The organism is Amycolatopsis sp. NPDC004378, from assembly GCF_053602455.1.
Genome location: NZ_JBSGDR010000021.1, coordinates 37,935 through 63,502 on the forward strand (window position 1 = coordinate 37,935; position 25,568 = coordinate 63,502).

The following is a 25,568-nucleotide window of genomic DNA, read 5'->3' on the forward strand; positions in this document are numbered from 1 at the left end:
AAGGCGCCGTGCTGGACTACTTCGAAGCCATCGTCGTCGGCGCCTTCCAGGGCGTCACCGAACTGTTCCCGGTGTCCAGCCTCGGGCACTCCGTGCTGATCCCCGCCGTCGTCGGCGGGCAGTGGGCGCGGGACCTGGACGTGTCGGCGCCCGAGTCGCCGTACCTGGCGTTCATCGTGGGCCTGCACGTGGCGACCGCCGCCGCGCTGCTGCTGTTCTTCCGGCGGGACTGGGTCCGGGTCGTCGGCGGTTTCTTCAGCTCGATCCGGCACCGCCGGATCGAGACGTCCGGGGAGCGGCTCGCCTGGCTGATCGTCCTCGCGACCATCCCCGTCGGGGTGAGCGGGCTGCTGCTGGAGCACCTGTTCCGCACCACATTGGGGAAGCCGATCCCCGCGGCCGCGTTCCTCATCGCCAACGGCGTCGTCCTCTACGGCGGCGAACTCCTGCGGCGCCGGGCGAACGCGACGGTTCCGGCCGACGCACCCGGCGCCGCCACCGAGACCGGCACGGCCGCCGACGAACGGCTTTCGCGCATGTCCTTCGGCCGCGGCGTGCTGATCGGCAGCGCGCAGGTGCTCGCCCTGCTGCCCGGCATCAGCCGCTCCGGGGTGACGATGGTCGCGGGGCTGCTGCGGGGGCTCTCGCACGAGGACGCCGCCCGGTTCTCGTTCCTGCTCGCGACGCCGGTGATCCTGGCCGCCGGGGTGCTCAAGATCCCCGACCTGTTCGGGCCGCTCGGCGCCGGCATCCACGGCCAGGTCCTGGCCGGCAGCCTCGCCTCGTTCGTCAGCGCCTACCTCGCCGTGCGCTTCCTCACCCGCTACTTCCACACCCGGACGCTGACCCCGTTCGCGCTCTACTGCGTGCTCGCGGGCGCGGGTGCGCTGGCCGTGCTCACCCTCCGCTGATACGACAGCCGTGTAGATTCGGGACATGCGGAAGGAACCGGCCCGGCGTGCCCCGGGAGCACTCGAAGCCGAGGTCCTCGGCGTGCTGTGGAGCTCCGGCGAGCCCCTTTCCCCCGCCGACGTCCAGGGCCGTCTCGAAGACGAGCTCGCGTACACCACGGTCGTGACGATCCTCACCCGGCTGCACGACAAGGGCATGGCGACCCGGGAGAAGCACGGGCGGTCGTTCCGTTACCACGCCGTCGACGACGAAGCCGGCCTCGCCGCCCGGAAGATGACGAAGGTCCTCGACGGCGAGCCGGACCGAGGCAGCGTGCTGGCGCGCTTCGTGACGCAACTGTCCGAATCGGACGAAGCCGTCCTGCGAGACCTCCTGAGCGGCTCGTAGTGCCCACGGACCCGCTGATCCCGCTCCTGCTGCCGGTCCTGGCGTGGCCCGCGGCCCGGCTGGTCGCGCCACGGCTGCCGCCGCGGGCGGCGAGCTGGCTGCTCACCGGAGCGTGCCTCGTCCTCGCCGCGGGCAGCACCGCGGCCCTGGCCCTGCTGGCGTTTTCCGGGCTGTCGCTGATCCCGGCCGTCGCCGACTTCGGGCACTGGTCCCCGCAGACGTTGCGGTCCGAGAGCGGAATCGACGTCCCGGTGTCGATCGCGGGCGGCGTGGCGCTGGCCGCGCTGACGATCCTGCTGGCTCGCACGGTCGTCCGGTACGTGCGCTGGGCGCGGCGTCTCGCGCGTGAACTGGACGAACACGGCCAGGACGGGATCGTCCTGCTGCCGGGCGAGGAAGCCGTGGCCTTCGCCGTGCCCGGCCGCGGCGGCCGCATCGCGGTCTCGAGCGGCATGCTGGCTGCGCTCGGCCCCCGGGAGCGGGCCGCGTTGCTCGCCCATGAACGCGCGCACCTCGCCGCGCGCCACCACGTGTTCCTCGCGGTGCTGACGGTGTCCTCGACGCTGAACCCGGTGCTGCGCCCGCTGTGCGCGGCCGCGGGGTTCGCACTCGAACGCTGGGCCGACGAAGCCGCCGCCCAGCGGGTCGGCGACCGCACGGTGGTCGCGCACGCGGTGGCGAAGGCGGCACTGGCCGGGCGCCCTCACCACGGCTTCGCACTGGCGGCGACCGGCGGCCCGGTCCCCCGCCGGGTTTCGGCGCTGTTGACACCGCGGGGCCGCGGCCGGGTGCCGGTGGTGCTGCTGAGTGCGCTGCTGATCGGGCTGGCGGGCCTCTCGGCCCAGACCACCCTCGACAGCGCGGCCGACCTGCACGACGGCATCGAGCTCGCACAGGTCGGCCGCTAGCCTCAGCCGAGGCCGGCAGCACCGACCGCCCGCAGCACCCATCGAGCCAGCGCAGGCCGCCGCCAACCCCAGCCCAGCCCGGCAACACCGACCCCGCCCGCAGCGCCCATCGAGCCCGCACAGGCCGACCGCCAGCCTCAGCCCGGACCGGGCAGCACCGACCGCCAGCCTCAGCCGAGGCCGGGCAGCACCCGCGTCCCCTCCTCCTGGACTGCCTGCAGCGCCCTCGGGTCCAGGCCGAGCAGCCGGAGGATCGTCGGCGCGATCTGGGTCGTCGCGACCGGTGCCGCGATGGTCCGGCCTTCGCCGCCGCTCACCACGAGCGGGACCGCACGGTCGTCCCGGGCGGCCCCGCCGTGCTCGGCGATCTTCTTCGTGCCGCCCGTGTAGACCACGCCGTACTGCGCGACGCCGAACAGGTCCGGCACCCGGTCGTCGCCCGGCCGGACGCCGAAGTAGCGGGCCGCGTCGGCACCCGCGTACACCTGCTGCAGGCCGGAATCGGTGAACGGCTTGGCCGCGCCGGCGCGGTCGGTGCCGGTGCCGTTCTGGGCCAGCAGGTACCGCTTCGCGAAGTCCGCGGCGGCCGGTGAGCGGTCGGTGAGCCACAGCAGCATGGCGTCGTCGTCGGCCGACTGGGCGACGAGGTCGGCGGCGCCGGGGTGACGGGCTTTCCAGGCGGCGTTGAGACCGTCGAGCAGCTTGCCGTCGTCGATCCGGGTCAGCGCGCCCGGGTCGGTGGGCGACTGGCCGTGCTTGGCCGACAGGATGACGGTCGTGCTGCGGTCCAGGTGCTGCCGGCGCAGTTCGGCGACGAACGCGCCGATCCGGCCGTCGACGAAGTCCAGCGCCGAGGTCAGGACCGGCCCCGGCGCGACGCCGCCCGGCAGGTACCCGCCGGGCCGGCCGCCGGACGTCGCGAGCTTCTGCGCCGTGGACACCGACTGGAAGTTCAGCCCGAACACCGCCGGGGTGCCGACCCGCCGGGCCCGGCTGTGGTCGTAGCCGTCGATCTCGTTCAGCACGGCCTGCGCCTTGTAGCCGTCGTACTGCTGGGTCGCGGCGTTGTCGCTCGTCCAGTCCCCCGTGCCACCCGGACCGGTGCTGTTGATCTCCGGGGTGAACAGGTCCTGCACACCGGTGCCCGAGGGCCCGTCGAGGATCTCGTAGGCCGGGTGCTTGTCCGACCACGCGGTCCGCAGCCCGGCGCGCCGCGCGACCTCGAAGACGGTGTTGACCTTCAGGTACTCGTGCGGGAGCACCGGACGGCACGTGCGCGGGTCGACCGGCAGCAGCGCCGGGTTCAGCAGCGTCTGCGGGCTGCCGGTCATGCCCAGGATGGAGCCGGGGAGCCCGGTCAGGCCCTGCCCGGCGTCGAGCCGGCTCGGGTCGTGGTCGAGGTCCTCGGTGAGGTCGACCGGCGTGCCGGGCTTCGCCCCGGCGCACGACGTCGTGCCCGCGGGCAGCAGGCCGTGGTTGTAGGTGGCGTCGTAGTAGATGCCGGTGGCGGCCGGGTCACCGCCGGTGAGCTGGCCGATCAGGCCGGGGAACGAGTCGGACGGCACCGGCGTGCGGGCGTCGCCGTAGGCGGTCCCGCGAGCGAGCAGGGCGGCCATGGCGGAGCGCGGGTGCGCGGCCGCGTAGGCGGCGAGGTCGGTCTGGTGCAGGCCGTCCACGGAGATCAGCAGGACGTGGCGGACGCCGTCTTCGGCCGACGCGGTGGGCGCCGCGGCCGGGAGCAGTACCAGCGCTGCGAGCACGGCCGCGGCGCGAATCCGGTTCGGGGACAAGGGCTTCCTCCTCGACAGGCCCCGGGCGGGGCATCCCCGGAATCCCACGCCATCGAGCCGACCGCGAGAAGACCGCGACGCGAACAGTCCGTGAACACGTACTTCCGTGATGTCGAGGACGATTTCTTCGGCGCGCAACGAAAAACCGGACATCTTTTCGTCCTATTCGGACAAAGCGCCGGTCGTGGATCCGCCGTGGCCGCAAACCTCTCACCCCACTCTAATCTACGAACCTGTAGAACTACTACCGACCTGTAGTAGAGGAGGGGCATGAGCCGCATCGTGATCGTCTCGGCGCGGGTGGGGGCCGGGCACGACGGAGCCGCCCACGCGCTGGCCGACCGGCTGACCGGGCACGACGTCGAAGTGCTCGACTTCCTGGACCTGCTCCCCGGCTCCCTGGGCCGGCGCCTGTGCGCCTTCTACCACCGCCAGCTGGAGGTGGTGCCGCGCAGCTGGGACTGGACACTGGCCGCGCTCGGCACGAAATGGGGTGCCGGGCTGTCCCGGCGGGGCGCCACCCTGGCCTGCCCCCGGCTCGGCGCGGCCCTCGCCGGCGCCGACCTCGCGGTCTCGACCTACCCCCTCGCCACCCACGCCCTCGCCGCCCTGCGTGCCGGGGGCCCGCCGCTCGCGGTCTACCTGACCGACCCCGCCGTGCACCGGCTGTGCGTGCACCCGGCCGCCGACCTGCACATCGCGCAGAACCACCAAGCCGCCGACCAGGCCCGCGCCCTGGGCGCGCCGGAGGCCGCCGTGGCGGCGCCGCTCGTCCGGTCGCGGTTCAGGCCGCCGGCCACCGGCGAGGGCCGCTCGGCACGGCACGCCCTGGGCCTGCCCGAGCGGGGCCGGCTGGCGCTGGTCGTCGCGGGCTCCTGGGGCGTCGGCCAGGTCCGCGAGACGACCGCCGACGTCGCGGCGTCCGGTGTCGCGGTGCCGGTCGTCGTCTGCGGCCGCAACACCGCGTTGCGCGACCAGCTCCGCGCCGCCGGGCACCGGCACGTGTTCGGCTGGGTCGAGGACATGCCCCGGCTGCTGCACGCCGTCGACGCGGTCGTCCAGAACGCCGGCGGGCTGACGACGTCCGAAGCGCTGGCCACCGGCCTGCCGGTGGTCACCTACCGCTGCCTGCCCGGCCACGGCCGCGCCAACGCCGCCGTGCTCGACCGCCTGGGCCTCGTCCCCTGGCTCCGCACCCGCGAGGACCTCGCCGCGGCGCTCGTCGCCGCACGTCCCAGCCCTTCGCTCATGCCGACGGCCGACACCGTGCCCCTGCTCGAGAAGCTCTTGGAGACCCGGTGAAGTCCGCACTCGCCCTGGCGGCGCTGGCCGTGCACGCGGCTCCCGCGATCGCGTTCCTCCCCGGGCCGCGCCGCGCCCTGCTGCCCCGGCTGGCCGGCGCGACCACTCCCGGCCGCGTCGCCCTGACCTTCGACGACGGCCCCAGCCCCGAAGCGACCCCTCGGGTCCTGCGGACGCTGGCGGCGCACGACGTCCGGGCGACGTTCTTCCTGCTCGGCGAGGAAGCCCGCCGTGCGCCGCACATCGTCCGGGACATCGCCGCCGCCGGGCACGAGATCGGCGTCCACGGCTGGGACCACCGCTGCCTGCTCCGCCGGCCACCGCGCGCCACGCACCACGACCTGCGGCGCACCCGCGACCTGCTGCACCGCACCACCGGCACGCCGCCACGCTGGTTCCGCCCGCCCTACGGCGTCTTCAGCACCGCCTCCCTGATCTCGGCCCGCCGGCTCGGCCTGACGCCGATCCTCTGGAGCACCTGGGGGTTCGACTGGACGGAGGGCTGCACCCCGGACTCGATCCGGCGGCGGGTCACCGCACGTCTCGGCACCGGCGGCACGATCCTGTTGCACGACAGCGACATCACGACGGGCAACGGTGCCTGGCGCGCCACCCTGGGGGCCCTTCCCGCCCTCATCACCGACTGCCGCCACCGCGGCCTCACCTTCGCGTCCCTTCAGGACGTCACGTGAGCGTGGGTGAACTTCCCGGCGTGACGTCCGGTTCGCCGAACCAGCGGGCCAACGCCGGCCGCAGAGCCTCGGGAGCACCGGCCCAGCACACGTAGCCGTCCGGGCGGACGAGCATCGGCTCGGCCTCCGTTTCCCCGGTCACGCGGTCCACCCGCGACGACCAGGGACCGGCGAGCCCGGCCAGCGCGTCGTCCGGGTCGAGCAGCACGCCGCGGCCGGACCGCAGCAGCTCGTGCAGCCGGGCCGCCCCCACCTTCGGGTCCGGGGCGGGACGGCCGGGCAACGGGTGCGCCGCGGCGCCGGGCATCGGGTAGCGGATCGCCATCCCGGACAGCAGATCACCGAGGTGGCGCTGCACTTGCGGCAGCTCCGCCAGCGCCGCGAACAGCTCCCGGGTGGCGGCGACGTCCGGGTCGCGCGTGCCCGCCCAGTCCATCAGCAGGCTCTGCGCCTGGACGTTGCGCAGCACCGCGGCGCCGACCGGGTGCCGCTCCTCGTGGTAGGTGTCCAGCAGACCCTCCGGCGCCCAGCCGTGGACCGCGGCGCCGAGCTTCCAGCCGAGGTTCAATGCGTCCTGCATGCCGGTGTTCATCCCCTGCGCGCCGAGGGGGAGGTGGACGTGCGCGGCGTCGCCGGCCAGGAAGACCCGGCCGTGCCGGTAGCGCTCGGCCTGGCGCGCCGCGTTCGTGATGCGCCGGGCGTAGCGGAGTTCGAGCAGCGCCACGCCGTCGCCGAAGACGAGCCGCAGGCCCTCGCGGATCTCGTCCTCGGTGACCGGGACGTCCCGTGGCCGCGACCGGCCCGGTCCGCCCAGGACGAGCCGGCGCATCGGCCGGCCTTGCCCGTCCGTGCCCAGCGGGTACAGCGCCGCCCAGTGGCCGTCGCTCCAGGTGTGCGACATCGCCTCGCCCGCACCGCTCAGCCGGACGTCGGAGGCAACGACCGTCGAGGTGCCCGCGCGCCCCGGGAACGCCGCGCCCAGCAGCGCACGCACCGTGCTGTGGGCGCCGTCGGCGGCGACGGCGTAGCGGGCGCGGACCACCACGCCGTGGGCGAAGGTCGCGGTGACCCCGGCGCCGTCCTGGGCCAAGCCGGTCAGCTCGTGGTCGCGCCGGACGTGGACGCCGTGCTCGGCGAGGTGCCGTTCGAAGAACTCTTCGAGCACGACTTGCGGCACGGACCGCCACGGCAGCCGCTGGCCCGTGTTCTCGAGCCCGAACTCGATCCCGGCGAAGTGGCCCGCGCTGATCGGGTGGTTTCCGTTCGCCAGCAACGGTTCCAGCAGCCCGCGCTGGTCCAGTGCCGTCAAGGTGCGCGACTGCACGCCGCCCGCTCGCGAAAGTTCGCTCCGCCGCGGCAGCTTGTCGGCGAGCACGGCCGGCACCCCCGCCAGCCGCAGTTCGTTGGCCAGTGTCAGGCCGGTCGGGCCCGCGCCGACGATGAGCACTCCGGTGTCCATGAGCTCTCCCCTGGGTTTCGTGTCGATCAGGACGAGAGCCACGCTGCGCCGGCCACGACCGCTACGCCAGAAACGGCACCGACAGAGGCCGAATCCGGCACCGAGTAGGGTCGGCGCGGTGGAATCCGACTACGACGAGCTGGACCGCCGGCTCGTGCACGCGCTGCAGGTCGACGGCCGCGCCGCGTTCAGCACCATCGCCGAGGTTCTCGGCGTGTCGGATCGCACCATCGCCCGCCGCTACGCCCGGTTGCGGGCGACGGGCGCCGTGCGGGTGGTCGGCGGCGTCGACCCGACCGCGCTGGGCGCCGTGCTGTGGTTCCTGCGCGTGCGGTGCGCGCCGGCGGCGTCGGTCCCGGTCGCCGAAGCGCTGGCACAGCGGTCCGACACGTCCTGGGTGAGCCTGACCTCCGGCGGCACCGAGATCACCTGCACGGTGCGCACGGAAACCGCGGCCGACAGCGAAGCGCTGCTGCTGGCGAAGCTCCCCCGGACGCCGCGGGTCGAAGGCGTCACCGCGCATTCGGTCCTGCACACCTTCTACGGCGGGCCGGACGGCCTCGTCGCCAAGCTCGGCCGGCTGGACGAAGACGCCGTCGAACGGCTCCGCCCGCCCCCGGCACCCCAGCGGCCGGGCCCGGTGCGTCTGGACGACGGCGACCGGAAGCTGCTCGCCGCGCTCGCCACCGACGGCCGGACCGCGATCGCCCGGCTGGCCACGCTCACCGGCTGGTCGCCGACGACGGTCCGGCGCCGGATGACGGACCTGCGCGACCACGGCGTGCTGTACCTGGACCTCGACGTCGACCGGCGGCTCTTCGGCACCGGACCGCGGACCCTGCTGTGGCTCTCGGTCGCCCCGGCGCAGCTCGAACAGGCGGGGGAGGAATTGGCCGGGCACCCCGAGATCGCCTTCGCCGCGGCCACGACCGGGCCGAGCAACCTGTTCGCCAGCGTCGTGTGCCCGGACCAGCGCGCGCTCTACCGGTACCTGACCACCCGGGTGGCGGCGCTCCCGGCCATCACGCACATCGAAACGGCACCGGTGATCCGGACGGTCAAGCAGGTCGCCAACCAGCGGTAGGGCCTGCGGTTCCGATGCCGCACCGAGGAGTGCGGTGGTTCCGATCGCGCATTCGGTCCAGCGACCACATGGGAATGGCCTCAGTGGACAGTCCTTTCGCGACAGTCCACACCCGAGCCAGCGGTTTCGGTGGCTCCCTGTCGGCTCACCACGGCTTCGTCGGCGGCGTGGTGCCGGTGCGTTCGTCGCCGTAGCTGAGCCAGGTGCCGATCGGCGCGTGCTGCCCGACGCCCGGGCGGCTGTAGTCGCAGACGCCGCCGGGGAACGCCGCCCGCAGGCGGTTCTGGTCCGCCGTGGTGAACGTGACCGGGTAGTCGCGGAAGTTCAGCGGCTTCAGCCGGCACTTCAGCACGTCGAGGGCAAGGCCTTCGCCCGCCACCATCCGGGTGTCGGCCGCCACCGGGTACTGCGCGCCGCACTGGCCGCTCGCCGGGTACGTCAGCTTCTCGGTGATCCGCGACGCGGCGGAGAGGTAGCACCCGTCGCCGAGGTCGGCCGGCCGGTTCGCCAGCACCTTCTGCCGGAGACTCCGGTGCGAACCGTCGGCGTCGATCGCGGTCAGCCAGCGGTCCATCGCGTCGAGCTCGTACACGCTCGCGCTCGCCGCTTCGGCCGCGGTGGCGTGGTTTTCGATGATGACCTGGTTGCCCGCGGTGCCATTGGCCCGCAGAAGCCGTTGCCGCATCACGTAAGACCACTCGGTGGTGTGGATGTCGTTGCCCGGGCCGGCGAAGTCGAGGTCGGTCCGCTGGTCGATGATCGGCGTTTCCCGCAGGCCTTGCGACGCCGAGTTCACGATGTCGTCGGCATACACCGCGTCGAGGGCCTTCGGGTCGGCCGCGATCCGCTGCGCCACGGGCTTTCCGGTGTAGTCGAGGCCGCCGATCGCGGCGTTGAGGTCGGCGAACTGCGCCGCCGTGATCGCGCCGGCCTGCAACGCGGCCAGGCCGTACTGCACCCCGGTCGTGTCCAGCGAACTGCGCACGAACCCGGTCCGCGGGTCCCGGCCGAGCTGGTTGACCAGCTGCTCGTTGGAGTTGCACTTCACCCCGCGCGGGTTGGTCACCGGATCCCACCTCGCCGACACCGGGATCGCCGCGTTGCAGCTGCCGGTCGCGGTGGCGCGGCTGGCGAAGGTCAGGTTCCAGGAAGTGCAGCTGTCATAGCTCGCGAAGCCCGCGACGGCCCGCTTCTGCGCCGCGGTGAACGACGCGCCCGGCCCGGCGAAGTACTGCTCGAGCAGGCGGCAGTCCGACACCGGGCCGCCCACGCTCAGCGGGTCCGGGAACGACACGCCGGGGATGATGCCGTCGACGATGCCGGGGTAGTTCTCGGCGATGTCGTACTGCTGGATCGCCCCGCCCGAGCCGCCCCAGCCGATGGTGTGGGCGACCGGGCCGTAGGTCTCGACGAAGTGCTCCTTGACCATCATCGCCGCTTCGGCGGAGATGATCGGGCTGCAGTTGTTGTCGAGCACGTTCAGGCTCGACGACGCGACCCCGTAGCCCCGGGACAGGAACAGGTCGTTGACGACCCCGCCGGTCGAGGTGCCCTGGTGGTAGCCCGCGTTGCAGCCGCCGCCGAAGGTGTAGACGAGCTTCCCGTTCCAGGCGGCGTCCGGTGCGACGGGCGACGGCGTGCCGTCGTAGAGCGCCGCCATCTCGTAGACGGCGCGGTCGATCGTGCCGCGCTCGACGCGGATCACGTAGGGCACCGAGTGCCCGTTGACCGTGGCCGTCGCGAGGTCCGCGGGCCGGGCCGCCGGGTCCGCCAGCGGCGCGAACGCCCCGGCGGTGGTCCGGTACTGGTAGCTCACCTGGGTCGGGGCACTGCAGAACGGCTGCGACGCCGGGGGCAGGCCGAACGCCTGGGTCTCGCAGTAGAACGGGAGCTGCTGCGCACCGGAGAAGACGGGGCCGGTGAGCGGGTGGTTGGTGACCCGCAGGTCCGCCCGCTGGTCCGGACCGCGTCCGCTCGCCCGGGCGCGCAGGTCGTTGGCACCGTCACGCAACCCGGTCACCAGGCCGAGCAGGCTCCCGTCCGGCTGCGCGCGGAAGGCCTGCGTGACGTCGCGGCCGTTGGCGCTGACGTCGACCCGCCCACCGCGCGTCCGCTCCGGCGGAACGACCCGGACCAGGACCTGTCCCCCGCTGACGAGCGATGGCCGCGGGTTCGACACGGTCTCGATCGTCAGCTGCCGCCCCGGTGGCGGGTCGGCCATCGCGGTCGCGGTCCCCAGCAGCAGGACGGGTGTGGTCAGGGCCGCGACGACGAAAGCACGGTTTGCCACCGGACACTCCGCTCGCTCGTGGCGTCGCGTCGTCGCGACACCGGGCAGCTGCCGGTATAGCACCTGCGGCCGGACCGGAACAAGAACGTCCGGTTCCGGCTGGGGTGAGCTCAGCGGGGCCGGGGCTCGGCCACCACGGGATGCGAATCCCGGCCCGGACAGCGGCGTGTCCGCGAATCCGGCTGAGGTGTCAAGACCCGCGCACGCGGTACCGGGTCAGCACCACCCCGCCGGGGAACGTCCGCGTCTCCACCAGGTCCAGGTTCACCCAGGCGTCGACCGCGGCGAAGAACGGCACGCCGCCACCGAGCAGGACCGGATGCGTCACGATCTCGTACTCGTCGACCAGCCCGGCCCGCATGGCCGCGCCGCCGAGCGCCGGGCCGCCGACCCGCATCGGCCCGCCGGTCCCGGCCTTGAGCCGGGTGATCTCCTCGACCGCGTCGCCGGTGACCACCCGGGTGTTCCAGCCGACCTCGCCGACGGTCGAGGAGAACACGACCTTCGGCGTGTCCCGCCAGTTCCGCGCGAACGCGACCTGCGCCGGCGTGGCACCCGGCTGCCGGTCACCGGTCGGCCAGTAGGAGCTCATCGTCTCCCACAGCTTGCGCCCGTACAGGAACAGGCCGATCGCCTGCTCCTGCTCGAGCCACCACGCGAACAGCTCATCACTCGGCTCGCTCCAGCCGAGATCGTCCCCGGCCGCGGCGACGTAGCCGTCCAGGGACAGGTTCATGCCGTAGACCAGCTTCCGCACAGCACCGCGCCTTTCTGCCGGTCGGTCCGGAGAGCCGGACCGCACCACGCGGACCACCGTACTGGGCGGCCGGCCCGGTGCGGACCTAGCGCACCTCGCCGGCCCGGGACCAGGATCGTTGACGCGACCCTGACGAGCGCCGCGGAGACGTTTACGCGTTCTCTACGCCCCCGTCCGGATCTTGACGTTTTCCCTACGCCGGTCGGCCGCCGTGCGAGGGAGGCTGCCGTACGTGCCGGCAACCACCTCATGGCTGAAGCGGCTGGTCGTCGGCCGGCCGTTCCGCAGCGACACCCTCGGCGAGACCCTGCTGCCCAAGTGGCTCGCCCTGCCCATCTTCGCGAGCGACCCGCTGTCCTCCGTCGCCTACGCGACCCAGGAGATCCTGCTGATCCTCTCGATCGGCGGGCTCGCCTACTTCACCCTCGCGCCCTGGATCGGGCTCGCGGTCGCCGTGCTCCTCGCCGTCGTGGTGATCTCCTACCGCCAGGTCGTGCGCGCCTACCCCAGCGGCGGCGGCTCGTACGAAGTCGCGTCGCGCAACCTCGGCAGCCACGCGGGCCTGGTCGTCGCCGGCGCCCTGATGGTCGACTACATCATGACGGTGGCCGTGTCGGTCGCCTCCGGGGTGGACAACATCATCTCCGCGCTCCCCCAGCTCAACGACGAGCGGATCCTGCTCGACGTCGGGTTCATCGTCGTGCTCATGGCGATGAACCTGCGGGGCATCCGCGAGTCCGGCCGGGCCTTCGCCGCGCCGACCTACCTGTTCATCGCGACCGTCGTGCTGATGATCGTCGTCGGGTTCACCCGTGTCGTGGCCGGGCACCCGCCGCTCTCCGAAAGCGCCGGCTACGACGTCCACCCCGAGCAGACCGGCCTGACCGGCCTCGCCCTGGTGTTCCTGTTGCTGCGCTCGTTCTCCTCCGGCTGCACCGCGCTCACCGGCGTCGAAGCGATCTCCAACGGCGTCCCGGCCTTCCGCAAGCCCAAGGCGCTCAACGCCGCCCGCACCATGACCGCCATGGGCGTCATCGCCGTCGTCATGTTCGGCGGCATCACCGCGCTCGCGCTCATCACCAAGGTGCACATCGCCGAGAACACCTGCGATCTGGGCGGGTTCCGCGGCGACTGCACCACCGATCCGCAGCGCACGGTGATCAGCCAGATCGGCGCGGCGGTGTTCGGCGGCGACCACGCCGTGCTGTTCTTCGTCCTGCAGGCCGCCACCGCGCTGATCCTGATCCTCGCGGCGAACACCGCGTTCAACGGCTTCCCGCTGCTGGCCTCGATCCTGGCCCAGGACCGCTACCTGCCGCGGCAGCTGCACACCCGCGGCGACCGGCTGGCGTTCTCCAACGGCATCATCGCGCTGTCGCTCGTCGCCGCGGTCCTGATCTTCGCCTTCGACGGCTCCACCACACGGCTCATCCAGCTCTACATCCTCGGCGTGTTCACGTCGTTCACGCTGTGCCAGGCCGGCATGGTCCGGCACTGGAACCGCGAACTGGCCGGCGCCACCACCGGCCGCGCGGCCATCAAGCGGTCCCGGCTGATCAACGCCCTCGGCGCGACGCTGACCGCGATCGTGCTGGTCGTCGTGCTGGTCACGAAGTTCACCCACGGCGCCTACCTGGTCGTGATCGCCATCCCGGTGCTGTACGTGGTCATGCGCGCGATCCACCGCCACTACACGCACGTCCGCGAAGAGCTGCTGCCCGACGACGAGAGCGAGCTGCTGCCCAGCCGCGTCCACGCGATCGTGCTCGTTTCCACATTGCACAAGCCGAGCCAGCGCGCGATCGCCTTCGCCCGCGCGACCCGGCCCGACACCCTGACCGCCATCACGGTCAACGTCGACGACGCCGACACCCGCGAACTCCAGCGCCAATGGGAACACCGCGGGATGAAGCTGCCGCTCAAGGTCATCGAGTCCCCGTACCGCGAGATCACCCGGCCGGTCGTGCAGTACGTCAAGAACCTGCGGCGCGCCAGCCCGAGGGACGTCGTCTGCATCTACATCCCGGAGTACGTCGTCGGCCGCTGGTGGGAGAACATCCTCCACAACCAGAGCTCGCTGCGGCTCAAGGGCAGGCTGCTGTTCGAGCCCGGCGTGATGGTGACGAGCGTGCCCTGGCAACTGCACTCCACCACCCGCCGCGACCTGCAGCGCGTCCGCCCGCTGCCCGGCGACCTCCGCCGCGGCGTCACCACCCAGCGGCGGTCCGGCTGAGCGCCCTCGAACCGGCGGAAGCGGAGTCGCCAGGATCGGATGTTCGGCCGCTATCCGGGACCCCCGGGCAGGGCTAACGTCGGTTCGTCGTTCCCCTGCGCACGAAGGAGGAAGCCATGCCGGCCAAACCGGGCATCGTGTTCGCCCACGGCCTCTGGGCCGACGGCTCGTGCTTCAGCAAGCTGATCACCCCGCTGCAGGAAGAAGGGTACGAAGTCGCGTCCTCGCAGCACGGACTCGACAGCCTCCGAGGCGACGTCGACGCGGTGGTCCGGACGCTGGGCCGGGTCGGCTCCCCGGTCCTGCTCGTCGGCCACTCCTACGGCGGCACCCTGATCACCGCCGCCGGCACCGACGACCGCGTCGCCGGGCTGGTCTACATCGCCGCGCTCGCCCCCGACGAGACGGAAACCTCGCAGGACCAGCAGAACAAGTTCGCCCGCACCGACGTCTTCGAGCACATCGAGGTCACCGACGGGCGCATCTGGCTGCGTCACGACGGCATCGGCTGCTTCGCCGGCGACCTGCCGGAGGCCGAGCAGAAGCTGGTCTGGGCGACGCAGATGGTCCCGGTGCCCGACCTGTTCGACCAGAAGGCCGACGGCACCGCCTGGCGGTCGAAGCCCAGCTGGTACATCGTCGCGAACAACGACCGGACGGTGAACCCGGAACTGCAACGCGCGGCCTCGCACCGCATGGGCGCGAAGACGTTCGACATCGACAGCAGCCACGTCCCGATGCTGTCCCACCCCGATTTCGTCCTCGACGTCATCCGCAGCGCCGCCGAATCGCTCTGACGGCCGGGCTCGGCGATCCGGCCCCGGGCGGTCAGGTCGCCGAGCGCTCGGCGTCAGCGGGTGGCGAGCCGGGGGAACAACGCCTCCGCGGCGGCGCGGTCGACGTCGGGGAACCGGTCCGCGCCGGGGCCGTCGTAGGCGGTGAGGTACCGGTCGAACTCCCCTCGCCAGTCCTTGGGCGCGAACGGGAAGTCACTGCCGTAGAGGACGTGCCCGGGCTCGGCGAAGGCGAACAACGACGGCAGGGACGTCGCCGCGGCGGACAACGCCGTGTCGAAGTAGAACTTCCGCAGCCCGGCCAGGATGCCCTCCGGGGTGGTGCCGGGGTTGAACATCGCCGCACCGGCGAAGCGGTGCGCGGCGAACGGCAGGAAACCCCCGGCGTGCGAAAGGATGATCCGCAGCTCCGGGTGCCGGTCGAACACCCCGTGCGCCACCAGGTCGAGCGCGGTGCGCGTGGTGTCGAACGGGAAGTCCAGCAGCGGGCTCGGCAAGCCGGGCAGCCGCTCGATCGGCGGTTCGGCCGGGTGCACGAACACCACGGCGCGGCGCGCGGCCAGCTCCGTCCACAGTGGCTCGTACGCCGGGTCGCCCAGGTACCGGCCGCGGGCGTTGGAGAGCAGGACGACGCCGTCGGCGTGCAGCTCGTCGAGCGCGCGCACCGCCTCGGCGACCGCGCCGTCGAAGTCCGGCAGCGGGAGCACGGCGAAGTGCCCGAACCGGCCGGGGGCGTCCTTGACGAGCTCGGCCTGGAAGTCGTTGACCTCGCGAGCCAGGTCGCGGGCCGCGGCGTCGTCGCCGAAGTGGACGCCCGGCGCGCTGAGGGACAGCACCCCGGTGGCGATGCCCGCATCGTCCATCATCGCGGTCGCGTCGCCGGGGCTCCACGCCGGTGTCGGCCACCCGCCCGCGGTCAGGTCACTGCTTTCCAGCGCTTCCCGGTAGCGGGCGGGCAGGAGGTGCTGGTGGACGTCGATGCGGTCACTCATGATACCTAGCCTCCTAATAACTAGGTTGCTAACTATTACTTTGCTAGACTAACCCGCATGACGACGACCGGCAACCAGCCCCCGACGGCCGCGGAGGTCGACGAACTCGTCCAGGCGGCCGACGCGGTGTTCTTCGCCATGCGCAAGGCCCGCTCGGCGGGCGCGGACCGCGACGGCGGCCTGTCGCTCCCCCAGGTCACGCTCCTCGAGCCCCTCGCGACCGAGCCGGAACTGCCGGTGGGCCGGCTCGCGGCGGCGGCCGACGTGTCCATCCCCACGGCCACCCGGATGCTCCAGCAGCTGGAAGCCGCCGGAGTCGTGGTGCGCCGCCGATCGCCCGAAGACGAGCGCAAGGTCCTGGTGACGTTGACCCCGGAAGGCAGCGAACGCCTGACCCGGCTGACGGCCCGCCGACGGGAACGTCAAGCGGAGGCGTTCGGCGTGTTCTCCCCCGCCGAACGCCGCCAGCTCGTCACCCTGCTGCACAAGCTGGTGCCGGTGATCACCCTCGGCTGAGCTCAGGAGCCGCGGGGCGCGGCCAGCCCGGATTCGTACGCGAACACGACGAGCTGGGCGCGGTCCCGCGCGCGGAGCTTGGCCATCGCCCGGTTGACGTGGGTCTTGGCGGTCAGCGGGCTGATCACCATCCGGGCGGCGACCTGGTCGTTGGACAGGCCCTGCGCGACCAGGGCCACGGCCTCGCGCTCGCGGTTGGTCAGGTCCGCGAGCCCGGCTCCGGGAGCGGGCGGCCGGGTGACGTAGCGGTCGATCAGCTTCCTGGTGATCGACGGCGCCAGCAGGGCGTCACCCCGCGCCGCCACCCGCACGGCGTGCAGGAAGTCCTCCGGCCGGATGTCCTTGACGAGGAACCCGGCGGCACCGGCCCGCAACGCGTCGAAGACGTACTCGTCCAGCCCGTAGTTGGTCAGGATGACGACGTGCACGCCCGCCAGCGCCGGGTCCGCGGCGATGCGCCGGGTCGCCTCGATGCCGTCGACGCCCGGCATGCGGACGTCGAGGATCGCGATGTCGGGCAGGTGCTCCACCGCCAGGGCCACCGCTTCGCGCCCGTCCGCGGCCTCGGCGACCACTTCGATGTCGTCCTCGATGTCCAGGAGCGCGCGGAACCCGCTGCGGACGAGCGGCTGGTCGTCGGCCAGCAGGACCCGGATCACGCCGGGTGCTCCACGGGCAGCTCGGCCTGGACGCTGAACCCGCCTTCGCGGCGCGGCGCCGCCCGGAGCCGGCCACCCAGGGCCGACACGCGCTCGCGCATCCCGAGCAGGCCGACGCCCGGTTCCGGCGCGGTGTCCACCGTGGCCTGGCCGTCGTCGTCGACCCGGATGGCCAGTGTGCCCGGGCGGTAGACGATCCGGACCGACGCGGTGGCCGCGGCGGCGTGCCGGGTGACGTTGGTCAGGGACTCCTGGACGATCCGGTAGGCCGTCCGGTCCACCGCGGCCGGCACGTCGTCGCGGTCGCCCTCGATGGTCAGCTGCGCGTCGAGGCCGGCGGCCCGGGCCCGGCGCACGAGGTCCGGGACGTCGTCGACTCCGCGCGGCGGGTTCTTGTCGTCGTCACGCAGGGCTTCGAGCGTCGCGCGCAGCTCCCGGGCCGCCTCGCGACCGGCGTCGCGGATCGCCAGCAGGGCCTCCGGCACGTCCTCGTCCCGTTTGCGGGCCAGGTGGACGGCGACCTCGGCCTGCACCTTGATGACGGAGATCTGGTGAGTGAGGGAATCGTGCAGTTCCCGCGCGATGTGCAGCCGCTCCTCGTCGGCGCGCCGGCGTGCGGTCTCCTCGCGGGTGCGCTCGGCCTCGTCCGCCCGGCGTTCGGCCTGCCGCAACGCTTCCCCCGCCGCCCCGGCGGCGATCAGCCAGGCCAGCTGGAGGACGTCGCGGGACTGCGTGAACGCCTCGGCGGTGTCGTGCAGGCCCGAGGCCAGGAGCGCGAGCGGAACCGCTCCCAGCATGAGCACCGAAGCCACGACCGCGGCGACGCGGTGCCCGGCCCGGACCGCGGCGTACACGGCGAACAGGTAGGCGACGACGGGGACTTCGAAGCCGGCGGCCTGGTACCCCAGCGCGCACGCCGCCGTCACCGCCAGCACCGCGACCGGAGCGCGGCGGCGCGCGGCCAGCGCCAAGCCGCCGGCCGCCAGCAGCGCGTACCCCAGCGGGGCGAGCGCCGTGGCCGGGTGGTGCGCGGACCGCCCGGCGATCAGCAGCGCCGCCGCCACCCCGGCGGCGATCACCCCGTCCACGATCCGTCCGCGGCTCATCCCGGCACCCTAACCGGACATCGCTGCGCGCGAGTCCGGCACGAGGAGCATTCCCGGACTACCGCGCCCGCGGTAGGAACTGCCCGCATGCGCACGACGACGCGAGAGGACCGGGAGGACAAGCTCGACGACGTCCGGTCTTCCGAGTGAAGGAGCACCTCATGTCCGCTCGTCCCCTGCTCGCCGCCCTGGTCCAGGCGGCCGAGGTGGGCGCCTACACCCTGACCGCCGCGCGCTTCTGGGCCACGGCGGCCGCACTGCTGGGCCTGCTCGGCGCGCTCGCCGGGGGCCGGGCTCGGGTCCGCGCCGACCGCGGCGCCGGCAACGCGCGAGGAGCCGTCGTGGCCTTGGTGTCGGGCCTGATCGCCGTGGCCGGCGGAACGGTGAACCTCGCCGTCGCCGACGGCGGTCCCGGCACGGGTAACGGCGTCGTCGGTGGCGGGGCGGCCGTCGTGCTGGGGCTGATCGCCCTCGTGCTCGGCGGGCTCGCGGTTCGCGCCCGTCGAACCGTCCCCCGGAGCCGGTGAATTCGACGGCCTGCGTCACGGTTTGCCGGGCTTCTTTCCCGGGCCCTTCTTGGCGTTCCCGTGCGGACCGCCGTCCGGTTTCGCCGGGCCGCCCTTCGGGGGCGCGGCGGCCACCACACCCGCTGCCACCGGCTTGGCGGCTTGCGACGAGGCCACCACCACGGCCGAGGCCGGGGACAACGAGACCTGGGCGGGGACCGCGACGGAACTGGTGGGCGGCGCGGCCGCGGGCAGCGGGGCCGGGGTGGTCGCGGGCTCGGCCGGCCGGGTGAGTGCCACCGTGAGCACGGCCGCCGCGGTCACGGCCAGCAGACCACCGGCCACGGCGGCCGTCGCCCGCGGTCGCCGCGCGGAAGCGACGAGCGGAACGGTGCCGGCGTGCGCGCTCAGCAACTGCGGCAGCTGCTCGGCACCCGGGCGGTCGGCGGGGTCACGGGCGGTCATCCGGCGCAGCGTGCCGGCGAGCGGCTCGGGAGTCCCGTCGGGAACGCGCGGCGCGCGGTGCAGCCGGGCCATCGCCGACTCCGCCAGCGTGCCGGGGAACTCGCACTGCGCGGTCAGGCACTCCAGGAGGATGAGGCCGAGGGCGTAGATGTCGGCCGGTGGCCCGGCCGGCTCCCCCAGGATCTGTTCCGGCGCGAGGTAGGCGGCCGTGCCGGTGACCAGGCCGGTGCCGGTGATGCGCGTGGAGTCCAGCGCGTGCGCGATGCCGAAGTCGGTGATCAGCGGGCCTTCGGGGCCGATCAGGACGTTCGGGGGTTTCAGGTCGCGGTGCACGATCCCGCGGGCGTGCACGTGGGCCAGTGCGTCCGCCAGCCGGATCGCCAGCTCGGTGACCTCGTCCGCGGTGAACGGCCCGGCGAGCAGGCGCTCGGCGATGTTCTCCCCGTCGACCAGCTGCATCACCAGGTACGGCAGGTCCCCCTCGGTACCGCTGTCGAACAACGCGACGACCCGCGGGTGGTGGACGCTGGCCAGCAAGGTCTTCTCCCGCGCCCGGCGCAGCTGCTCCACGGCCACCGCGTGGCGGTCGTAGACCTTGACCGCGACCTCGCGCCCCAGCTCCCGGTCGACGGCGCGGTAGACCCTGGCCGTGGCGCCCTGACCGATCAGCGATCCGACCTCGTACCGCCCGGCGAGCACGTCCGGCAGTTCGTTCGACATCGTCAGGCACCCCATCCCGCTCGGCTGCCTTCCGGTACCCGCCGCCGAGGTCCGCGTAAACCCGATTCACGGCGTGAGCCGGAACACCGGCCGGCCGATCTCCGTCCGCCGCGGCGGGGGCTTGACCCTCTCCCCGGGAGAGACCCCACCGTGGTCACCATGAGCGAAACCATCGAGCTGCCCGCCCTGATCACCACCTACCTCACCGCCCACCAGGCCCGTGACCTGGAACCGGCGCTGGCTTGCTACACCGAAGAAGCCGTCGTCACCGACGAAGGCCGGACCTACCGCGGAAAGCCCGAGATCCGCGACTGGCTCGCCAAGACCGCGAGCGAGTACACCTACACCGCGACGCTCGTCGCGGCCCAGCGCATCGACGACGACCACTACGTGGCGGTCAACCACCTCGAGGGCGACTTCCCCGGCGGCGTCGTCGACTTGCGCTTCCGGTTCACCCTGGACGGTGGCCGCATCGCCGAGCTGGTGATCGCACCGTGAAAGACGGCTCGTGATCCGGGCTTCGCGCGGCTAGGCTCGAAGGGGCACGGTCAGCGCGGACCCGAGGGGGCCATCGACGTGGTCGAGACGCACGACATCGTTCGCCCGCCCGCGGAACTCAGTGCGGCACTCGCGAAAATCGGCAGTGCGACGGCCAGCGGCGAGCTCAGCCGCCTGGGCATCCGCAGCGCGTTCATCGCCGGCCCGGTGTCGGTGACGCCGGGCGTGCGCGTGGCCGGGCCGGCGCTGACGCTGCAGTTCCTGCCGAAGCGGGAAGACCGTTACCCCGTCGAGGAATACGAGGAACCGGAGAAGCAGCTGCACCGGCACGTCATGTACCACGCGCAGCCGGGCGACATGATCGTCGTCGACGCGCGCGGCGACATGAGCAGCGGCGTGTTCGGCGAAATGATGCTGACCTACTTCAAGGGCCGCGGCGGCGCCGGGGTGGTGATCGACGGGTGCCTACGCGACATCGGCGAGGCCAAGCAACTGGGCCTCGGACTGTGGATCCGGGGCGCGACACCGAACTTCCACGCGCAGACCGGCATCGTGCCGGCCGCCGTCAACGTACCGGTGGCGTGCGGCGGCACCCTCGTCGAGCCGGGCGACATCGTCGTCGCCGACGACGACGGGGCGGTCGTGGTGCCGGTCAAGCTCGCGCCCGCGCTGGTGGCCCACGCCCGGGAACACGCGGAATGGGAGGAGTTCTCCCGCATCCGGCTGTCCGAAGGCGGCGACCTGCGGCGGTACTACCCGCTGTCGGACGAGGCCCGTCCCGAGTACGAGCGGTGGCGCGCCGAACAGGGCCGCGCCTAGCTCCACAGCCGGTCGTGACTCGACTCGGCGTCCCAGTGCGTGGTCTCGGCGAAGAACACCGGGTCGCGCGGGTCGAGGTGGCGGCGCAGCAGTTCCTCGTCGAGGTCGCCGAACCCCAGCCCCGGCGTGTCCGGCACGGTGATGTGGCCGTTCACGATCAGCGGGGCCGTGACGAGGTCGCTCCAGAACCCGACGTCGGCCGCGTGGTGTTCGAGGGCGAGGAAGTTCTCCGTGGCCGCGGCCAGGTGCACGCAGGCCATCGTCGCGATCGGCGACGCCGCCAGGTGCAGCGCCATCGCGATCCCGCGTTCCTGCGCGTAGTCGCCGATCCGCTTGGTCTCCGCGATCCCGCCCGCCGTCGCCGGGTCGGGGTGGGCGACGCGGATGGCGCCGGCGTCCAGCAGCGGCCGGAAGCCTTCCAGCAGGTAGATGTCCTCCCCCGTGCACGTCGGGACGGCGACCGCCTCGGTCAGCTGCCGCCACTGATCGGTCAGCTGCCACGGGATCAGGTCTTCGATCCACGCCAGGGTGAACGGCTCCAGCGCACGGCCGATCCGGATGCCCGAGTCGAGCGCGATGTGCCCGAAGTGGTCGGCGGCGAGCGCGACGTCGTACCCGACCACCGACCGCACGATGTCCACATAGGACACCAGAGCGTCGACGCCCGCGGTGGTGACCTGGATGCCGGTGAACGGGTGCATCGTGGTCCGGTCCGAACGGGCCCCCGGCGGCGCGATCAGCGCTCCCGGGACGTCCCAGAGCAGGTCGACGCCGACGTCCATCTTCAGCATCGTGAACCCGCGCCGCTTGCGCTCCAGCAGCCGGGCGCCCATCGCGTGCGGGTCCGGCAGCGACGGCGTGTCCGCGTAGCAGCGGACCTCGTCCCGGAACCGGCCGCCGATCAGCGCGTACGCGGGTACTCCGTACGCCTTGCCCGCGAGGTCCATCAGCGCCATCTCGACGCCGGAGACCCCGCCCCCTTGACGGCCGTGGAACCCGAACTGCCTGATCTTGCGGAAGATCTTGTCGACGTTGCAAGGATTCTCGCCGACGATCCGGCTCTTGAGCATGAGCGCGTACGTCGCGCTGGCCTGGTCTCGCACTTCGCCGTAGCCGGACAGGCCCTGGTTCGTGTCGATCCGGATGATCGACGAGCGAAACGGCACCCCGGTCAGGTTCGCCACCCGCAGGTCGGTGATCCGCAGACCGGTCGGCCGGGACGCCGTCGCGACGTGCTCCTCGGTGATCATCCCTTCACCGCCCCCGCGGTGAGGCCCTCGGTCAGGAACCGCTGCCCGAAGCCGTACATGAGCACGACCGGGATGCTGACCAGCAGCGACGCCGCGGCCAGCTGCCCCTGCGGGACGACGTCGCCGAAGATCATCGACTGCATGCCGACCGGCAGCGTCTTGTAGTCGTCGTTGGTGATGAACACGAAGGCGAACAGGAACTCGTTCCACGCGTTGGTGAGGGTGAACAGCGCGACCGCGAGCAGACCCGGCTTCGCCAGCGGCAGCACGATCCGGCGGAACGCCCCGAACCGCGTGCAGCCGTCCACCAGCGCCGCCTCCTCGAGGTCCGCCGGGATCGACTTGAAGTAGCCGACCAGCAGCCACGTCGCGAACGGCAGGGTGAACGTCGGGTAGGCGAGCACGAGCGACCACAACGAGTCGTTCAGCCCGATCCCGCTCATCAGCTGGTACAGCGGGATGAACAGCAGCGCGCCCGGCATCACGTAGGTGAGCAGGATCGTCACCGTGAAGCTCTCCGAACCCCGGAACTTCAACCGCGCCAGCGCATAACCCGCCAGCGCCGCGCAGACCAGGGCGATCACCGTGGACGCCACCGACACCAGGATCGTGTTGACGTACCAGGTGCCGAACGGCCGCCCGCTGAACAGGTTGGTGAACTGCTCGGTGGTCCACGGCGTCGGCCAGAGGTCGTCGGTGCGCGCGACGATCTGGTCGTCGGACTTGAAGGCCGTGACCGTCATCCAGTAGAGCGGGGCGAGCACGAAACCCAGCAGCCCCAGGAGCGCGATCCCGCTGCCGGTACCACCCACCAGGCGCGCGGCGAGCCGGTTGCCCCGGATGGCGAGCACCGAGACGACCCGGCCGACGGCGGCCGCGAGCACCACGAACACGCCCAGCACGAGCGCGGCCCTCCAGACGATGTGCGGCGACGCCCACGCCAGGACGAGCACGGAGGCGGCGACTATCGCCCACGGCAGCGCCCGGCGCTGGGCGGGAGACAGCCGTCTGCGCCCCAGGTCGGCCGCGCCCGGCAGGTCGCTGCGGCGCATCAGCCGCACGAGGATCACCACGAGGACGGCGATGACCGGCAGCATCACCAGCGTGACCGCGGCGCCCGCGCCCAGCTGCAGCTGCTGGATGGCCTTCGAGTAGGCCACCATCACGTACGGCGCCGTCGCGTCACCCGGCCCGCCCTGGGTCATCAGCCAGATCAGGTCGAAGTTGTTGAACGTCCAGATCGACGACAGCAGCACCGTCACGATCATCACGGGCCGCAGCCCCGGCAGCGTGATGTGCACGAAGCGCTGCCACGGCGAGGCGCCGTCGACCATCGCCGCCTCGTGGAGGTTGCCGTCGATGGCCTTGAGCCCGGCGAGGAACGTCACCGTGAAGAACGGGACGCCCTTCCAGACGTTCACCAGGATCACCGACGGCATCGCGAGCGCGGGATCGGACAGCCACTCCGCGGGCCACTTGTCGACGAGCCCGATCCCGGCGAGAGCGGGGCCGATCCCGGAGTCGGTGAGCAGGACGTTGACGCTGCCGAAGATCGGGTCGAGCAGCGACCGCCAGGTGAAGGCCGTGACCACCGTGGGGATCACCCACGGCAGCAGGATCACCCCGGCGAGCAGCGCCCGGCCGCGGCGCAGGTGGTGCAGCATCAAGGCCGCGATGAGGCCGAGGGCCACCTTGAAGATCTCGGCGTACGCGGTGAAGACGAACGAGTTGAGCACGCCCTTGTGGAACAGGCCGTCGCCGATGAGGGCCGTGTAGTTGTCCAGCCCGACGAAGACCGTCTCCGCGCCGTGGCGTTCCGTGGCGCTGGTGACCACCGAGCCGGCGATCGGGACCAGGATCAGGCCGGCGACCAGCACCAGCGTCGGCCCGACGAACACCGCGGCGAGACGCCAGTCGCGGCCGAGCACCCGCTGCGCCCGCGTGAGCGAGGACGACGAGCCCGGCGCCGGACGGACGGGCGCCGGGCGCGGGCGCAGGATCGTCATTGCCGGTAGCCCTGCTGCTCGAAGATCTGCACGATCCGGCCGTGGGTCGCGGCGACGGCGTCGGCCGGCCGGGTGCCCTGGATGACCGACTGCATCATGTCGGTGAGCACGTACGCGGCGACGGCGGCCTGCTCGCCGGGGCTCGGCGCCTGCGGGAACGCGTAGCCGGTCTTGGTCTTCACCGGCAGCGGCGCGCGGGTCTGCTCCCGCAGCGCGGGGAAGGCCGGGTCACCGCCGGTGTAGTAGGGGTCGGAGTCCCACACCTTGTCCCACGACGGGTTGACCAGGCACGGCGCTTCCTTCGCGACGCCGAGCAGCGCGCTCCCGCCGGCCATGAACTTCGCGACCAGCTTGGCGAGGCCGGGGTTCTTCGCCCCCTTGAACACGACGAACGAGTTGGACTCGCCGAACGCGAGGGGCCGGTCGAGCGCCGGTCCGGTGGCGCCGTTGAACACGTGGGTGTTGGCGTAGACCGGGTTCTTCTTGGTCTTCGAGTCGGCGTAGACGCTGAACTGGTTGAGTGTCAGCCCCAGGATCTGGGCCAGCCAGTTCTCGTTGTTGCTCGAGTCGGTCCAGCTGCCGACCCCGGGCGGCAGCATCGGCTGGTACTTCGGGTTCGTGTAGATGTCGCCGATGAACGTGACGGCCGCGACGGTCTCCGGCGAGTTGAACGTCACCTTCGTGCCGGTGTTGTCCGCGAGCGCCCCGCCGTAGGTGTTGATGACGTTCTGGATGAAGCCGTTGGCGTCGCCGGAGCGGTTCACCGTGAGCCCCCAGCCGAAGCGCCGCTTGCCAGGGTCCGAAACCGCCAACGCGTTGTCGCGCAGTTCTTCCCACGAATAGTACGGCTTGAGCGGGAGCCCCTTCTCCGTGTACCAGTCCTTGCGCAGGTACATCCCGGTCGCGATGAAGTGGTACGGGATCGCGAACCAGCGGCCGCCGAACACGCAGTAGTTGTCGGCCTCCGTCGCGGGCTCCCCGTAAAGCGCTTTCATCTCGGTGACGACGTCGGTGACGTCGGTGAGGGCGCCCAGGTTGTGGAGCTGGCCGACGAACCGCCGGTCGCTCATGAACGCCAGGTCGCGGTTGGTGCCCGCCTTCACGTCGGCGTCCATCTTCGCGACCATGTCGCCGGCGTCGCCGGAGACCAGGTCGTTGCGGATCGTGGTGCCGGTGGCCTGCGCGAACGCCTGCAGGGATTTGTCCAGCGCCTTGTTGGCCGCCTCCGAATACAGCTTCTGCGAAAGCATCCCCACCGACCCGCCGCGGAGCTTGGCCGCCTGGTCGAGCAGCGCCTGCGGCACCTGCACGTCGACCTTCGGCGCTTCGGCGGCACCGCCACCGCACCCGGCGAGACCGAGCGCGCCCAGCGCGCTCACCCCGAGGAACGTACGCCTCGACAGGCCCGTTTTCTCTTCCATGA

The 25,568-nt window shown here is 72.4% G+C and carries 23 protein-coding genes; 12 read left to right on the plus strand and 11 right to left on the minus strand.

Features of this window, described 5'->3' with window-relative positions; all coding sequences use genetic code 11:
- The first annotated feature begins 8 nt into the window (after positions 1–8).
- From ACWEN0_RS39965 to ACWEN0_RS39975, 3 genes are read left to right on the plus strand one after another with little or no spacing between them, the layout of a single operon-like run.
- Positions 9–911: an undecaprenyl-diphosphate phosphatase gene (locus ACWEN0_RS39965; RefSeq protein ID WP_451985461.1), complete on the plus strand. Its 903-nt coding sequence runs from the start codon at positions 9–11 to the stop codon at positions 909–911.
- Positions 912–936: 25 nt separating this feature from the next.
- Positions 937–1,299, plus strand: a complete 363-nt coding sequence (locus tag ACWEN0_RS39970) for a BlaI/MecI/CopY family transcriptional regulator (protein ID WP_451985463.1) — start codon at positions 937–939, stop codon at positions 1,297–1,299.
- Positions 1,299–2,207, plus strand: coding sequence for a M56 family metallopeptidase (locus ACWEN0_RS39975; RefSeq protein WP_451985465.1), 909 nt, complete (start codon positions 1,299–1,301; stop codon positions 2,205–2,207). Before ACWEN0_RS39970 ends, ACWEN0_RS39975 begins: the two co-directional genes overlap by 1 nt.
- Before the next feature lie 170 nt (positions 2,208–2,377).
- Here the strand turns inward: ACWEN0_RS39975 and ACWEN0_RS39980 are convergent, their stop codons facing one another.
- Positions 2,378–3,997, minus strand: coding sequence for an alkaline phosphatase family protein (locus ACWEN0_RS39980; RefSeq protein ID WP_451985467.1), 1,620 nt, complete (start codon positions 3,995–3,997; stop codon positions 2,378–2,380).
- A 270-nt stretch (positions 3,998–4,267) separates the two neighbouring features.
- On the opposite strand from ACWEN0_RS39980, the gene ACWEN0_RS39985 reads away from it, so the two are divergent.
- Together ACWEN0_RS39985 and ACWEN0_RS39990 are read left to right on the plus strand one after the other, a co-directional pair.
- A complete protein-coding gene (locus ACWEN0_RS39985; protein WP_451985469.1) occupies positions 4,268–5,299 on the plus strand; it encodes a glycosyltransferase in 1,032 nt (343 codons plus the stop codon).
- Entirely contained in the window at positions 5,296–5,991 is a 696-nt protein-coding gene (locus ACWEN0_RS39990; RefSeq protein ID WP_451985471.1) for a polysaccharide deacetylase family protein, read from the plus strand. The genes ACWEN0_RS39985 and ACWEN0_RS39990 overlap by 4 nt, the downstream gene beginning before the upstream one ends.
- On the opposite strand, the gene ACWEN0_RS39995 is transcribed toward ACWEN0_RS39990, so the two are convergent.
- Entirely contained in the window at positions 5,984–7,450 is a 1,467-nt protein-coding gene (locus ACWEN0_RS39995) for an FAD-dependent monooxygenase (protein WP_451985473.1), read from the minus strand. The genes ACWEN0_RS39990 and ACWEN0_RS39995 overlap by 8 nt on opposite strands.
- Before the next feature lie 118 nt (positions 7,451–7,568).
- On the opposite strand from ACWEN0_RS39995, the gene ACWEN0_RS40000 reads away from it, so the two are divergent.
- Entirely contained in the window at positions 7,569–8,534 is a 966-nt protein-coding gene (locus ACWEN0_RS40000) for an Lrp/AsnC family transcriptional regulator (RefSeq protein ID WP_451985475.1), read from the plus strand.
- Positions 8,535–8,679: 145 nt separating this feature from the next.
- Here ACWEN0_RS40000 and ACWEN0_RS40005 read toward each other — a convergent pair whose 3' ends face one another.
- Together ACWEN0_RS40005 and ACWEN0_RS40010 are read right to left on the minus strand one after the other, a co-directional pair.
- A complete protein-coding gene (locus ACWEN0_RS40005; protein ID WP_451985477.1) occupies positions 8,680–10,824 on the minus strand; it encodes a DUF6351 family protein in 2,145 nt (714 codons plus the stop codon).
- Between the two features lie 190 nt (positions 10,825–11,014).
- Positions 11,015–11,581 (minus strand): dihydrofolate reductase family protein, encoded by a 567-nt coding sequence (locus ACWEN0_RS40010; RefSeq protein ID WP_451985479.1) that lies wholly within the window; start codon positions 11,579–11,581, stop codon positions 11,015–11,017.
- Between the two features lie 232 nt (positions 11,582–11,813).
- On the opposite strand from ACWEN0_RS40010, the gene ACWEN0_RS40015 reads away from it, so the two are divergent.
- Complete coding sequence (locus ACWEN0_RS40015) at positions 11,814–13,814, plus strand: APC family permease (protein WP_451985481.1); 2,001 nt, start codon at positions 11,814–11,816, stop codon at positions 13,812–13,814.
- A 116-nt stretch (positions 13,815–13,930) separates the two neighbouring features.
- A complete protein-coding gene (locus ACWEN0_RS40020) occupies positions 13,931–14,611 on the plus strand; it encodes an alpha/beta fold hydrolase (RefSeq protein ID WP_451985483.1) in 681 nt (226 codons plus the stop codon).
- Positions 14,612–14,664: 53 nt separating this feature from the next.
- Here ACWEN0_RS40020 and ACWEN0_RS40025 read toward each other — a convergent pair whose 3' ends face one another.
- Positions 14,665–15,600 (minus strand): amidohydrolase family protein, encoded by a 936-nt coding sequence (locus ACWEN0_RS40025; protein WP_451985485.1) that lies wholly within the window; start codon positions 15,598–15,600, stop codon positions 14,665–14,667.
- A 57-nt stretch (positions 15,601–15,657) separates the two neighbouring features.
- Between ACWEN0_RS40025 and ACWEN0_RS40030 the strand changes: the two genes are divergently transcribed.
- Positions 15,658–16,116: a MarR family winged helix-turn-helix transcriptional regulator gene (locus tag ACWEN0_RS40030; protein WP_451985487.1), complete on the plus strand. Its 459-nt coding sequence runs from the start codon at positions 15,658–15,660 to the stop codon at positions 16,114–16,116.
- A gap of 2 nt (positions 16,117–16,118) precedes the next feature.
- Here the strand turns inward: ACWEN0_RS40030 and ACWEN0_RS40035 are convergent, their stop codons facing one another.
- Together ACWEN0_RS40035 and ACWEN0_RS40040 are read right to left on the minus strand one after the other, a co-directional pair.
- Positions 16,119–16,775 (minus strand): response regulator, encoded by a 657-nt coding sequence (locus ACWEN0_RS40035; protein WP_451985489.1) that lies wholly within the window; start codon positions 16,773–16,775, stop codon positions 16,119–16,121.
- The gene (locus ACWEN0_RS40040) at positions 16,772–17,881 is read right to left on the minus strand and encodes a sensor histidine kinase (RefSeq protein WP_451985491.1); all 1,110 of its coding nucleotides are present in this window, start codon (positions 17,879–17,881) and stop codon (positions 16,772–16,774) included. Before ACWEN0_RS40040 ends, ACWEN0_RS40035 begins: the two co-directional genes overlap by 4 nt.
- 161 nt (positions 17,882–18,042) lie before the next feature.
- Here ACWEN0_RS40040 and ACWEN0_RS40045 point away from each other — a divergent pair, with 161 nt between their 5' ends.
- Positions 18,043–18,408, plus strand: coding sequence for a DUF6223 family protein (locus tag ACWEN0_RS40045; protein ID WP_451985493.1), 366 nt, complete (start codon positions 18,043–18,045; stop codon positions 18,406–18,408).
- A 15-nt stretch (positions 18,409–18,423) separates the two neighbouring features.
- On the opposite strand, the gene ACWEN0_RS40050 is transcribed toward ACWEN0_RS40045, so the two are convergent.
- Entirely contained in the window at positions 18,424–19,572 is a 1,149-nt protein-coding gene (locus tag ACWEN0_RS40050) for a serine/threonine-protein kinase (RefSeq protein WP_451985495.1), read from the minus strand.
- 159 nt (positions 19,573–19,731) lie between these two features.
- On the opposite strand from ACWEN0_RS40050, the gene ACWEN0_RS40055 reads away from it, so the two are divergent.
- Together ACWEN0_RS40055 and ACWEN0_RS40060 are read left to right on the plus strand one after the other, a co-directional pair.
- Positions 19,732–20,070: a nuclear transport factor 2 family protein gene (locus ACWEN0_RS40055; RefSeq protein ID WP_451985497.1), complete on the plus strand. Its 339-nt coding sequence runs from the start codon at positions 19,732–19,734 to the stop codon at positions 20,068–20,070.
- Between the two features lie 78 nt (positions 20,071–20,148).
- Positions 20,149–20,889 carry a ribonuclease activity regulator RraA gene (locus tag ACWEN0_RS40060; RefSeq protein ID WP_451985499.1) on the plus strand — a complete coding sequence of 247 codons (741 nt, stop codon included), beginning with the start codon at positions 20,149–20,151 and terminating at the stop codon, positions 20,887–20,889.
- Here ACWEN0_RS40060 and ACWEN0_RS40065 read toward each other — a convergent pair.
- Genes ACWEN0_RS40065 through ACWEN0_RS40075 form a run of 3 tightly spaced genes read right to left on the minus strand, consistent with a single transcriptional unit; the run spans position 20,886 to position 25,566 of the window.
- Positions 20,886–22,139: a mandelate racemase/muconate lactonizing enzyme family protein gene (locus ACWEN0_RS40065; RefSeq protein ID WP_451985501.1), complete on the minus strand. Its 1,254-nt coding sequence runs from the start codon at positions 22,137–22,139 to the stop codon at positions 20,886–20,888. The two genes, ACWEN0_RS40060 and ACWEN0_RS40065, sit on opposite strands and share 4 nt — an antisense overlap.
- On the minus strand, positions 22,136–24,145 hold the full coding sequence (locus ACWEN0_RS40070) for an ABC transporter permease (protein ID WP_451985503.1): 2,010 nt from the start codon (positions 24,143–24,145) through the stop codon (positions 22,136–22,138). The genes ACWEN0_RS40065 and ACWEN0_RS40070 overlap by 4 nt, the downstream gene beginning before the upstream one ends.
- The gene (locus tag ACWEN0_RS40075; RefSeq protein ID WP_451985505.1) at positions 24,142–25,566 is read right to left on the minus strand and encodes an extracellular solute-binding protein; all 1,425 of its coding nucleotides are present in this window, start codon (positions 25,564–25,566) and stop codon (positions 24,142–24,144) included. The genes ACWEN0_RS40070 and ACWEN0_RS40075 overlap by 4 nt, the downstream gene beginning before the upstream one ends.
- Between the last annotated feature and the right edge of the window lie 2 nt (positions 25,567–25,568).

Coding starts and splice junctions, on each gene's coding strand:
- ACWEN0_RS40025 (WP_451985485.1), bottom strand. CDS start 15,600: ATGAGTGACCGCATCGACGTCCACCAGCACCTCCTGCCCGCCCGCTAC.
- ACWEN0_RS40020 (WP_451985483.1), top strand. CDS start 13,931: ATGCCGGCCAAACCGGGCATCGTGTTCGCCCACGGCCTCTGGGCCGAC.
- ACWEN0_RS40070 (WP_451985503.1), bottom strand. CDS start 24,145: ATGACGATCCTGCGCCCGCGCCCGGCGCCCGTCCGTCCGGCGCCGGGC.
- ACWEN0_RS40050 (WP_451985495.1), bottom strand. CDS start 19,572: ATGTCGAACGAACTGCCGGACGTGCTCGCCGGGCGGTACGAGGTCGGA.
- ACWEN0_RS40040 (WP_451985491.1), bottom strand. CDS start 17,881: ATGAGCCGCGGACGGATCGTGGACGGGGTGATCGCCGCCGGGGTGGCG.
- ACWEN0_RS40075 (WP_451985505.1), bottom strand. CDS start 25,566: ATGGAAGAGAAAACGGGCCTGTCGAGGCGTACGTTCCTCGGGGTGAGC.
- ACWEN0_RS39970 (WP_451985463.1), top strand. CDS start 937: ATGCGGAAGGAACCGGCCCGGCGTGCCCCGGGAGCACTCGAAGCCGAG.
- ACWEN0_RS40065 (WP_451985501.1), bottom strand. CDS start 22,139: ATGATCACCGAGGAGCACGTCGCGACGGCGTCCCGGCCGACCGGTCTG.
- ACWEN0_RS39985 (WP_451985469.1), top strand. CDS start 4,268: ATGAGCCGCATCGTGATCGTCTCGGCGCGGGTGGGGGCCGGGCACGAC.
- ACWEN0_RS40030 (WP_451985487.1), top strand. CDS start 15,658: ATGACGACGACCGGCAACCAGCCCCCGACGGCCGCGGAGGTCGACGAA.
- ACWEN0_RS40055 (WP_451985497.1), top strand. CDS start 19,732: ATGAGCGAAACCATCGAGCTGCCCGCCCTGATCACCACCTACCTCACC.
- ACWEN0_RS40045 (WP_451985493.1), top strand. CDS start 18,043: ATGTCCGCTCGTCCCCTGCTCGCCGCCCTGGTCCAGGCGGCCGAGGTG.
- ACWEN0_RS39995 (WP_451985473.1), bottom strand. CDS start 7,450: ATGGACACCGGAGTGCTCATCGTCGGCGCGGGCCCGACCGGCCTGACA.